The 9,403-nt window shown below is 49.6% G+C and carries 9 protein-coding genes and 1 rRNA gene; 8 read left to right on the plus strand and 2 right to left on the minus strand.

Annotation, left to right across the window (positions count from 1 at the left end; all coding sequences use genetic code 11):
• Window positions 1–35: 35 nt before the first annotated feature.
• Complete coding sequence (nadK, locus tag BZG73_RS11660) at window positions 36–917, minus strand: NAD(+) kinase (protein ID WP_046075184.1); 882 nt, start codon at window positions 915–917, stop codon at window positions 36–38.
• 173 nt (window positions 918–1,090) lie between these two features.
• Here nadK and grpE point away from each other — a divergent pair, with 173 nt between their 5' ends.
• From grpE to dnaJ, 3 genes are all read left to right on the plus strand, one after another.
• Window positions 1,091–1,735, plus strand: a complete 645-nt coding sequence (gene grpE, locus BZG73_RS11665) for a nucleotide exchange factor GrpE (RefSeq protein ID WP_077606433.1) — start codon at window positions 1,091–1,093, stop codon at window positions 1,733–1,735.
• A 196-nt stretch (window positions 1,736–1,931) separates the two neighbouring features.
• Complete coding sequence (gene dnaK / locus BZG73_RS11670) at window positions 1,932–3,854, plus strand: molecular chaperone DnaK (RefSeq protein WP_046075186.1); 1,923 nt, start codon at window positions 1,932–1,934, stop codon at window positions 3,852–3,854.
• Between the two features lie 119 nt (window positions 3,855–3,973).
• Complete coding sequence (gene dnaJ, locus BZG73_RS11675) at window positions 3,974–5,122, plus strand: molecular chaperone DnaJ (protein ID WP_046075187.1); 1,149 nt, start codon at window positions 3,974–3,976, stop codon at window positions 5,120–5,122.
• 124 nt (window positions 5,123–5,246) lie between these two features.
• Here the strand turns inward: dnaJ and BZG73_RS11680 are convergent, their stop codons facing one another.
• Window positions 5,247–5,687 carry a type IV pilin protein gene (locus BZG73_RS11680; RefSeq protein ID WP_077606432.1) on the minus strand — a complete coding sequence of 147 codons (441 nt, stop codon included), beginning with the start codon at window positions 5,685–5,687 and terminating at the stop codon, window positions 5,247–5,249.
• A gap of 99 nt (window positions 5,688–5,786) precedes the next feature.
• On the opposite strand from BZG73_RS11680, the gene BZG73_RS11685 reads away from it, so the two are divergent.
• From BZG73_RS11685 to BZG73_RS11705, 5 genes are all read left to right on the plus strand, one after another.
• Window positions 5,787–6,383, plus strand: coding sequence for a pilus assembly FimT family protein (locus BZG73_RS11685; protein ID WP_077668380.1), 597 nt, complete (start codon window positions 5,787–5,789; stop codon window positions 6,381–6,383).
• A gap of 97 nt (window positions 6,384–6,480) precedes the next feature.
• Window positions 6,481–7,020, plus strand: a complete 540-nt coding sequence (locus tag BZG73_RS11690; RefSeq protein ID WP_077668381.1) for a hypothetical protein — start codon at window positions 6,481–6,483, stop codon at window positions 7,018–7,020.
• Window positions 7,017–8,420, plus strand: coding sequence for a hypothetical protein (locus BZG73_RS16015; RefSeq protein WP_077668382.1), 1,404 nt, complete (start codon window positions 7,017–7,019; stop codon window positions 8,418–8,420). The genes BZG73_RS11690 and BZG73_RS16015 overlap by 4 nt, the downstream gene beginning before the upstream one ends.
• Window position 8,421: 1 nt before the next feature.
• Window positions 8,422–8,853 carry a type IV pilus modification PilV family protein gene (locus BZG73_RS11700; RefSeq protein WP_046075192.1) on the plus strand — a complete coding sequence of 144 codons (432 nt, stop codon included), beginning with the start codon at window positions 8,422–8,424 and terminating at the stop codon, window positions 8,851–8,853.
• 408 nt (window positions 8,854–9,261) lie between these two features.
• Window positions 9,262–9,403: ribosomal RNA gene (locus BZG73_RS11705) — 16S ribosomal RNA — on the plus strand; the annotation flags it as partial.

Here is a 9,403-nt window from a genome sequence, read left to right on the forward strand (position 1 = left end):
CGGAGAATAAGAATAAGAATAAGGAAGTGGCTCGCTTAAAATAGCTTAGAAGACCAACCCAGTTTTTTACGTAAGGTATTGTAATAATTGTAGTCTTGAGGATGAATGAGCTTGAGAGTGGCCGGGCTTTTGTAAATATGTACCTCATCACCTGGGTTGACTGGCAAAGAGACCTGACCATCACAGCTCACTTCCAACGTGCCGCGGTTATCTGGTGAAACCAGTAATTTTATACGGCGGTTGCCATCGACGACCAGCGGGCGGCTTGACAGTGTATGCGGAAACATAGGCACGAGCGAAATCGCGTTGAGGCTGGGGGATAAAATGGGGCCACCGCCGGACAAGCTATAGGCTGTTGAGCCTGTGGGGGTCGAGATAATAATCCCGTCTGAGCGCTGAGAGAAGGCAAACTGCTCGTTAATGTACACCTCAAATTCAATCATGTGCGCGACTTGCCCGGGGTGAAGCACTGCTTCATTCAATGAGGCGTTATGACTTTTTACCTGATCATGGCGATGGATTTCGGTTTCAAGCAAAAAACGGTCTTCGTCCACGTAATCGCCGTTTAATACCGCTTCTAGCGCATGTTCGAAGGCTTCGGGATCTAAGTCGGTGAGAAAGCCGAGGTTACCGCGGTTTACCCCGATCACCTTGATATCGCAGCGAGACAATACGCGGGCAGCACCTAACATGTTACCGTCCCCGCCGATCACAATGGCCAAGTCAGCGTGTTGGCCAATGCTGACCAGATCCAAATAATGTGCATCCGGCAAACCCAGGTTAGTGCTTAAACGTGTATCGATACACACGTCATAACCGCGCTCGATAAGCCAATGGTAGAGGCCTATGTGTGTGTTAACCGCTTCCGGGTTACGAGGTTTGCCAATTAAGGCAATGCGCTGGAATGGTGTCGACATAATTAGGATCTCATCGTTATTTGAGCTCAGTATAACGCGGGAAAAAAGCGATTGTCGTGATTTGCGTTATGTGGGCGGTTGAATCACAAAGATTCATCCCCATAATACTTTCGTCAATCAAGTTGAATAGTCCCAGTGGCGTGCTGGGCAATGCCATTTGTGTCGGAGTGATCATGAGCGAAGAACAGAAAGTGAAGCAAGAGCAGGAAGCGATGAAAAACGCGCAAGCTGCTGAAGCCAAAGGTACAGAGCAGGCCGCTGAGCAACAAGCAAGTAGTGGTGCAGACATTGAGCATGAGGAAACCGCAGCCATGATTGCACGTATCACCGAACTTGAAGCGGCGCTCGAGGCGAGCGAAGCCAAGGTGCAAGAGCAGCAAGACAGTGTGCTGCGTGCCCGTGCAGACGTGGACAACATGCGTCGTCGTACCGAGCAAGAAGTGGATAAGGCGCGCAAGTTTGCCTTAGAAAAATTCGCCGGTGAGCTTTTACCTGTGATTGATAACCTTGAGCGTGCCGTGGAGATGGCCGACAAAGAAGACGAATCAATCAAGCCAATGGTGGAAGGCGTTGAGCTGACGCTGAAAACCATGATGGATACCATCGATAAGTTTGGGTTGAAAGCGATCGATCCACAAGGTCAGCCGTTTGACCCTGAATTGCATCAGGCCATGACCATCCAAGAAAGCGCGGAGCATGAGCCAAATACCGTGATGATGGTGATGCAAAAAGGTTATGAGTTAAACGGCCGTGTTGTGCGCCCAGCCATGGTGATGGTGTCTAAAGCGCCGCAAGGTAACGTAGACGAAAAAGCCTAACGAGGGCGCTGAAGAAGGCCCTTGCCGAACTCGATTCGGTGTTTTTTTTGCCTTCTCCCCTTGAAAAGCATTTGGCTGCCCTTATTTAAACGGCAGCATTAAATAAAAATTGCGGTGAGGGGTTGAACCTCTCACAGTTACCCCCACATAAGGGGTAACGCATTAAAGCCACAGAACGAATTTCGGAGAGCACCAGATGGGTAAAATCATTGGTATTGACTTGGGTACAACCAACTCATGTGTCGCCGTACTTGACGGTGAAAAAACGCGCGTCATTGAGAACGCAGAGGGTGATCGTACAACACCATCGGTTATCGCTTACACACAAGATGGTGAAACACTTGTCGGCCAGCCTGCGAAGCGCCAGGCAGTGACAAACCCAGAAAACACCCTGTTTGCTATCAAGCGTCTGATCGGCCGCCGCTTCGAAGATGAAGAAGTGCAGCGTGATATCAGCATCATGCCTTACAAAATTGTGAAGGCAGATAACGGTGACGCTTGGGTTGAGGCGAAAGGCCAAAAAATGGCTGCGCCACAGGTGTCTGCTGAAGTCCTGAAGAAAATGAAGAAAACCGCTGAAGATTTCCTCGGTGAGGAAGTGACTGGCGCGGTAATTACTGTCCCTGCTTACTTTAACGACTCACAGCGTCAAGCAACCAAAGATGCTGGTCGTATCGCAGGTCTAGAAGTTAAACGTATCATCAACGAGCCAACAGCTGCGGCACTGGCTTATGGTCTAGACAAAAAAGGCGGCGATCGCACAATCGCTGTGTATGACCTAGGTGGTGGTACCTTCGATATCTCTATCATCGAAATCGATGAGGTAGATGGCGAGCAAACGTTCGAAGTATTGGCAACAAACGGTGACACGCACCTTGGTGGTGAAGACTTCGATAACCGTTTGATCACCTACTTGGTTGACGAGTTCAAAAAAGAGCAAGGTATCGACCTACGTCAAGACCCGCTAGCGATGCAGCGTGTCAAAGAAGCGGCTGAGAAAGCGAAGATTGAACTGTCTTCAGCACAGCAAACAGACGTGAACTTGCCTTATGTGACGGCGGACGCAACCGGTCCTAAGCACATGAACATCAAAGTTACGCGTGCCAAGCTAGAATCACTGGTTGAAGAGCTGGTTCAGCGTTCACTTGAGCCAATGAAAGTGGCACTGGCTGATGCGGAGCTATCAGTTGACGAAATCACTGACGTTATCTTGGTCGGCGGTCAAACTCGTATGCCAATGGTACAGGCCAAAGTGGCAGAGTACTTCGGTAAGGATGCACGTAAAGACGTGAACCCTGATGAAGCCGTTGCCATGGGTGCCGCGGCACAAGGTGGCGTACTGTCTGGTGATGTAAAAGACGTACTGCTGCTTGACGTGACCCCGCTTTCACTGGGTATCGAAACCATGGGCGGTGTGATGACCAAGCTGATTGAGAAAAACACCACGATCCCAACCAAGGCGAATCAGGTGTTCTCGACGGCAGAAGACAACCAAAGTGCGGTAACGATCCACGTGATTCAGGGTGAGCGTAAGCAAGCCATGCATAACAAATCACTGGGTCAGTTCAACCTTGAGGGCATCCAGCCTGCGCCACGTGGTGTGCCACAAATTGAAGTAACCTTCGATTTGAACGCCGACGGTATCTTGAACGTGTCTGCTGCTGATAAGCAAACGGGTCAAGAGCAGAAGATCACTATTCAAGCGTCTGGCGGTCTGAGCGACGAAGACGTTGAAAAGATGGTTCAAGAAGCAGAAGCGAATAAAGAAGCGGACAAGAAGTTCGAAGAGCTAGTGACTGCGCGTAACCAAGCTGACCAGCTGGTTCACGGTACACGTAAGCAAATGGACGAAGCGGGTGACAAACTGCCTGCGGAAGACAAAGAGAAGATCGAAACCGCCATTTCTGAGCTAGAAACCGCGCGTAACGGTGAAGATAAAGAAGACATCGACGCGAAGGTTCAAGCACTGGTTGCCGCTTCATCAAAATTGATGGAAATCGCGCAGCAGCAAGCTCAAGATGAGCAGGCGCAGCAAGACGCCGGTGCTGATTCAGCAAAACAAGACGACGATGTTGTCGATGCTGAGTTCGAAGAAGTTAAAGACGACGACAAGAAATAAGCGAAAGCACTGTCGTTAATAAGCACGGGCGTAGGGGAGCAATCTCCTTCGCCCGTCGTTTTATCAAACAGTGAATTGAACGTCTTTGTTTTGTTGACGTAAACAGGTGCAGTCAGACCATGTCTAAAAGAGATTTGTATGAAGTGCTCGGCTTAAGCCGCGATGCAAGCGAGCGCGATATTAAAAAAGCCTATAAGCGGCTGGCGATGAAATATCACCCAGACCGCAACAAAGGCGATGATGCCGCCGACCAGTTTAAAGAAATCAAGTTGGCCTACGAAGTGCTGACCGACCCGCAAAAACGTGCAGCCTATGACCAATATGGTCATGCCGCCTTTGAGCAAGGTGGTATGGGAGGCGGCGGCTTCGGCGGCGGAGGCTTCGGCGGAGGTGCTGACTTTAGCGATATTTTTGGTGACGTATTCGGCGATATATTCGGCGGAGGTCGTCGTGGTGGTCAGCAACGCGCGCAACGTGGTGCCGATTTACGCTACAACATGGAGCTTACCTTGGAAGAGGCGGTCCGTGGCGTCAGCAAAGAGATCGAAGTGCCTACTTATGTCGGGTGTAAAACCTGTGATGGCAGTGGAGCGAAACCGGGCTCGAAAAAACAAACTTGTGGGACTTGTAACGGGATCGGCCAAGTGCAAATGCGCCAAGGTTTCTTCGCGGTCCAACAAGCGTGTCCAACGTGTCATGGTAGCGGGACCATTATTAAAGACCCTTGTAATAGCTGCCACGGCCAAGGTCGCGTAAAAGAAACCAAGCACCTAAATGTGAAAATTCCTGCAGGTGTCGATACGGGCGATCGCATTCGCTTATCTGGTGAGGGAGAAGCCGGTGAAAACGGTGCTCCGGCGGGTGACTTGTATGTTCAAGTGCACGTCCGCGAACACCATATTTTCACCCGTGATGGTAACAACCTCTACTGCGAAGTACCGGTGAGCTTCACCATGGCAGCGCTCGGTGGCGAGGTTGAAGTCCCTACGTTAGATGGCCGTGTTAGCCTAAAAGTCCCAGCAGAGACACAAACGGGCCGCATGTTCCGTATGCGCGGTAAAGGGGTGCAGTCTGTTCGTGGTGGCGGTGTTGGCGATCTCATCTGCAAAATGGTGGTCGAGACCCCCGTTAACTTGAGTAGCCGACAAAAAGAGCTGCTTCAAGAACTGGAAGAGTCGTTTAGTGGCACTGAAGCGAAAAAGCACAAGCCAAAATCAGAAGGCTTTTTTGACGGTGTGAAGAAGTTTTTTGACGATTTGACCGGATAAACGCTTAGCCTGACAGACAGTAAAGCGTTATCTGTGAATAACAATTGCGAATAGTGAATAGCCAGCCTTGTGCTGGCTATTTTTTTGCCACAAGAACCTATTTCAAAGAGACGTCTGTCGTGCCCTACTCGGAGGGAAGCGAGCAGGATGTCTCGGCTGACATGCTGGTAATTACCCCATTAGGGTGCAATGCCAACCTATTGCATGGGTCGTCATGCTGACGACCATCTGCTTGAGGGTGAGCGATAATTCTATAGCTTGTTTTACTGCCTTTTATCGAGAACTGATAGTCGGATGATACTTGGCAATCTGTGCAAACAAGCCCCTGTTCTAGAAGTTCAGAGTGAGAAACGCTTGGGTAATATGCCTTGGTGATGACTTGTATTTCTACCCAGGACTGGAGCTGCACTAACCGCCCAATCGCTGCTTTGCGTGCTTGTGTTTGCTGATACTGGTGAAAGTGAGGCACGACCACGGCCGCTAAGGTGGCAATAATGGCGAGCACTATCAGGATCTCGATCAACGTCACTCCATGTTGAAAACGGCGGCTTTGACGCTGACGCATTCTTTTTAACCTCTCGAAGAGTTGATAATGAAAACCCTACTGAGCCTATGCGGGTGTTAGCCTGCAGGCAATGGCGACCCCCAAACCTTGGGAGACAGTATGCGTTTTCAAACTCTGCGCTTAAGTCAGTGCTCTCGGCGCTGTCTTAAAAACATGAGTGGCATCACCCTTATTGAGTCCCTGCTGGTACTGAGCGTGTTGGCGGCTGTTTGCACCATCGCGATTCCTCGCTTTTCGTCTGCCCAGCAAGCAACGATGATCGCGAGCCGCAGTGAATCGCTCACAAGTTTGTTTCATCTTGCTCAAGCTCGTGCGATGGAAGAAAGCCGGGTCTATCATCTTCGCCTGCTTAAAGCAAAAAACACCCAGTGTATCGTTGCGCAACCGAGTCGTGGAAGCGGTCTACTTAGCAGTGCACCTGATCAGCTCTCCGCCATGTCTTGCCAACAGACAAGATTGCCTATGGTGACGATCCCGACTGATATCTCGCTGTTGCTGAAAGCGAAAAAAAGCTGGGCGCCGTTACCGGAAGGCGAGTTATTCTCGATTGATTTTCGCACCCAGCGACCAACCTTGAATCTGACCGTCGGTTTGGGCGACGGCGACGGGCAAGCGCCTGACTATGTGGTCACTGTCCGTCAATACCTCGGTTTTGAATCCTGTCAGTGGGGTGGTATCGACAGTGCATGCAGCTAAGTCTAAAGGGTACTCATTAGTTGAGCTTTTAGTCGGTTTGTCAGTGAGTATTTTAGTTTCAATCACAGCACTTGCTGTCTTGACTTCGGCAACCACGATGCAAGCCAGACTCGATGCCAAGACGCGCTTATCGCTCGAAATCAGCCGCTTATTAACGATGATGGAAACTGAGATACGCCGAGCCGGGCTGTGCTACCAGTGTGGTGGCGCATCACCCTACCTCTTTGACAATGGTCATGAACCTCAGCTTTTATTGATTGATGAAACCCCTTCGCAGCGTCAAGGGCAATGCCTTCGTTTTGCTTATCAACAAGGCAGCACCCATCCTACGAATACCGTGGGTAAAGATGACGCCAAAGGCTTTCGACTAGACACTGAAGCCCATGCCATAGAGGTCTATGAAAACCACCGAGACACAGCAAACTGGTCGTGTGAATCAGGCTATTGGCGAGATATTTCTTCTCGCGCATTGAAGATCTCGCATTTATCTTTTTCCCGTAATGCGGTGCGCACGGAAGATGGGCGACGTATTACCTCACTGACTATCAAGGTTTCCGCTTCGTTAATACGCCAACCTAGCCAGCGGAAAGATGTGTCGCGAACGTTGGTTTTAGCTAACACAGTGGTCTCACCATGAAGTACATCGCGGAATATAAGCGTGACCAAGAAGGTATGGCCACTCTCGCGGTGGTCGCCAGTATCGCTCTGATTACGCTTCTGATTGTATTAGGCGCCAGTCGACGCGCAGTCAATGATATCCAACAAACACAGGCAAAAATCACGACTGAACAATCCCTTTCCAGAGCTTGGGCGGCTCTGGACTGCGCGGTAGCCAAGATTAAACATGATGGTATTCACCTATCGAAAGACGATGTGGCAGCGGGGATAGCGCAACTCTCACCTTGTCAACATATCGCAGGGAGCCAATTATGGTTGGATCCTTGGCAAAATAGTGATCGCGGAATGTGGCATCTTTACGCGACTCATGCACAGCAACAAGTCGGAGTGACCCTAGCAAAAGCCACCGGTGCACGAAGAAGTTCATTTGTCACTTCAGGATCAGCAGCGTTTTACGGTGGCAATACATGGCGACCAGCAAAGGGAAAAAAGCGAGAGGATGGTTTATATGAATGCCATTCAATTGTAGCCGGGGGCGATGTCATGATTCGTCCACGCACTTCGGGTGAAGGTGGGCCTGAGAGTGAAGAGGAGAAAAGTGAAAACAAGTTCACCGTCAGCTTAGAGAGCAGTGATAAATGCGCTCCCGAATATAAAACGGAGATTAGCGACTATACAGTGGCAGATAGTCGCGATGAAACCGGCGCGCGACTAAAAAAAGATGTGCAAACCAATGTTGAGAATATGGACTTGTTCAAAGAGTACTTTGGTGCTCCTCGCGCGCAGTGGAAAACAGTCAGAGAACAATTTGAACGTCAAGGCGGCACCGTTTTTAGTACCCATGGTGATCCCTCTGAGTGTTATGATCCATTACTGAGTGCGGTTTCAAACAGTACATCATCAGAGAACGCGAATATTAAAGTGTGGGTTGATGGGCCTTGCGATTTGAGTCGGGGAGAACATGCGGTGTTAGCAAGCGATGTACCTATTCTCCTCGTTGTTCAAGACGGTATTCTGGCTTTACGAGGTGGTATGGATGCATTTAACGGTGTGATTTATCAGTTTACCTCGACGCCTAGCGATAATGATTTTGCCGATCAATGGGGGATGAGTATTTCCGAGTCTGGACAGATGTCTTGCTCGAGCTCTAATAGCAATATCCAAGAACTTTGCCCAATGATCACATCGACCGTCACCGATCCTGATCAAGCACGGCATGTCCCTTTTTGGTTTCACGGTAGTTTCATCACCAAGGGCGCATTTATTACCGACGTGCCGGATGGCCACTCCGTGGTGTATGGTTCATTCAAACCGACCTATAGTGGTGAGATATTGCAGAAGAGTTTTGCTGGGCTTAGGCAGTGGCGGCCTGTCGGTAACAGTTATCATGACATCAAACCGCCTCATGGAGAGGGGTAGCATGTTACGAGCGCGAGGTTTCTCATTTATCGAGATCTTACTGGCTCTTGTGTTGGTTTCTATGACTAGCGCTGGCGTGTATCGCCTGACAACGGATATTCAGACTCAGCAGCGTGATGCGCGTTTAGCTAAAGAGGCTATGTATTTGGCTAACAACCAACTCTCTCACTGGCGATTGATCAATACTGATGCGCCATGTTCAACAAGTAACCGTGATCCCATCAGGTTAGATAACCTTTCGGAGTGTTTGATTACGACCGAAGACTCGATCTATGAGCTGGTGGTGACTAATGTGCAAAACACACTGATAGTCGATGATAAGGTATCTGCCAAAACACTAACGCTGGCAGTGCGGTGGCAAAACCGCCGTCAACAGCAACAATCTCTGGTTTTCTATTTCACAGGGGCGCGGCGACAAAACGATTTCAATTAAAGTCCCCCTCCACGAACGGCAAACGTGAAGTGGTGGCTTTTTGCTCGCTTGAAACGTTTTTAAGAAAAACCCCTTGCGTCACAAAAATACCTCTCTATAATGCGCTCTCGTTGGCACGGCAAGCCGCGCTAACAACGGCAAAATAAACAAGCAAAACAAAATGCTTGACTTGTTGCCTAAGTGGCGTAAGATGCCACTCCCGCTCAAGATTGAGCGGCGCTCTTTAACAATTTGACCTATGCAATCTGTGTGGGCACTCGTTGAGAATAGACAAAAAGATTTATTCGATGAACTGAGTGACCAAACGACAACTTTTACAGTTGTTCGGCACAGTCAATTCGTTTTTCTCTTCGGAGAGAAACAGTAATCAGTATTCATTGAGCTGAAACTTCGGTTTCGAAAAAACTTAAATTGAAGAGTTTGATCATGGCTCAGATTGAACGCTGGCGGCAGGCCTAACACATGCAAGTCGAGCGGAAACGGCAGTATTGAAGCTTCGGTGGATTTACTGGACGTCGAGCGGCGGACGGGTGAGTAACGGCTGGGAACC

The sequence above is a fragment of the Salinivibrio siamensis genome (assembly GCF_001996005.1).
Lineage (GTDB): Bacteria > Pseudomonadota > Gammaproteobacteria > Enterobacterales > Vibrionaceae > Salinivibrio > Salinivibrio siamensis.

Coding starts and splice junctions, on each gene's coding strand:
- nadK (WP_046075184.1), bottom strand. CDS start 917: ATGTCGACACCATTCCAGCGCATTGCCTTAATTGGCAAACCTCGTAAC.
- grpE (WP_077606433.1), top strand. CDS start 1,091: ATGAGCGAAGAACAGAAAGTGAAGCAAGAGCAGGAAGCGATGAAAAAC.
- dnaK (WP_046075186.1), top strand. CDS start 1,932: ATGGGTAAAATCATTGGTATTGACTTGGGTACAACCAACTCATGTGTC.
- dnaJ (WP_046075187.1), top strand. CDS start 3,974: ATGTCTAAAAGAGATTTGTATGAAGTGCTCGGCTTAAGCCGCGATGCA.
- BZG73_RS11680 (WP_077606432.1), bottom strand. CDS start 5,687: ATGCGTCAGCGTCAAAGCCGCCGTTTTCAACATGGAGTGACGTTGATC.
- BZG73_RS11685 (WP_077668380.1), top strand. CDS start 5,787: ATGCGTTTTCAAACTCTGCGCTTAAGTCAGTGCTCTCGGCGCTGTCTT.
- BZG73_RS11690 (WP_077668381.1), top strand. CDS start 6,481: ATGCAAGCCAGACTCGATGCCAAGACGCGCTTATCGCTCGAAATCAGC.
- BZG73_RS16015 (WP_077668382.1), top strand. CDS start 7,017: ATGAAGTACATCGCGGAATATAAGCGTGACCAAGAAGGTATGGCCACT.
- BZG73_RS11700 (WP_046075192.1), top strand. CDS start 8,422: ATGTTACGAGCGCGAGGTTTCTCATTTATCGAGATCTTACTGGCTCTT.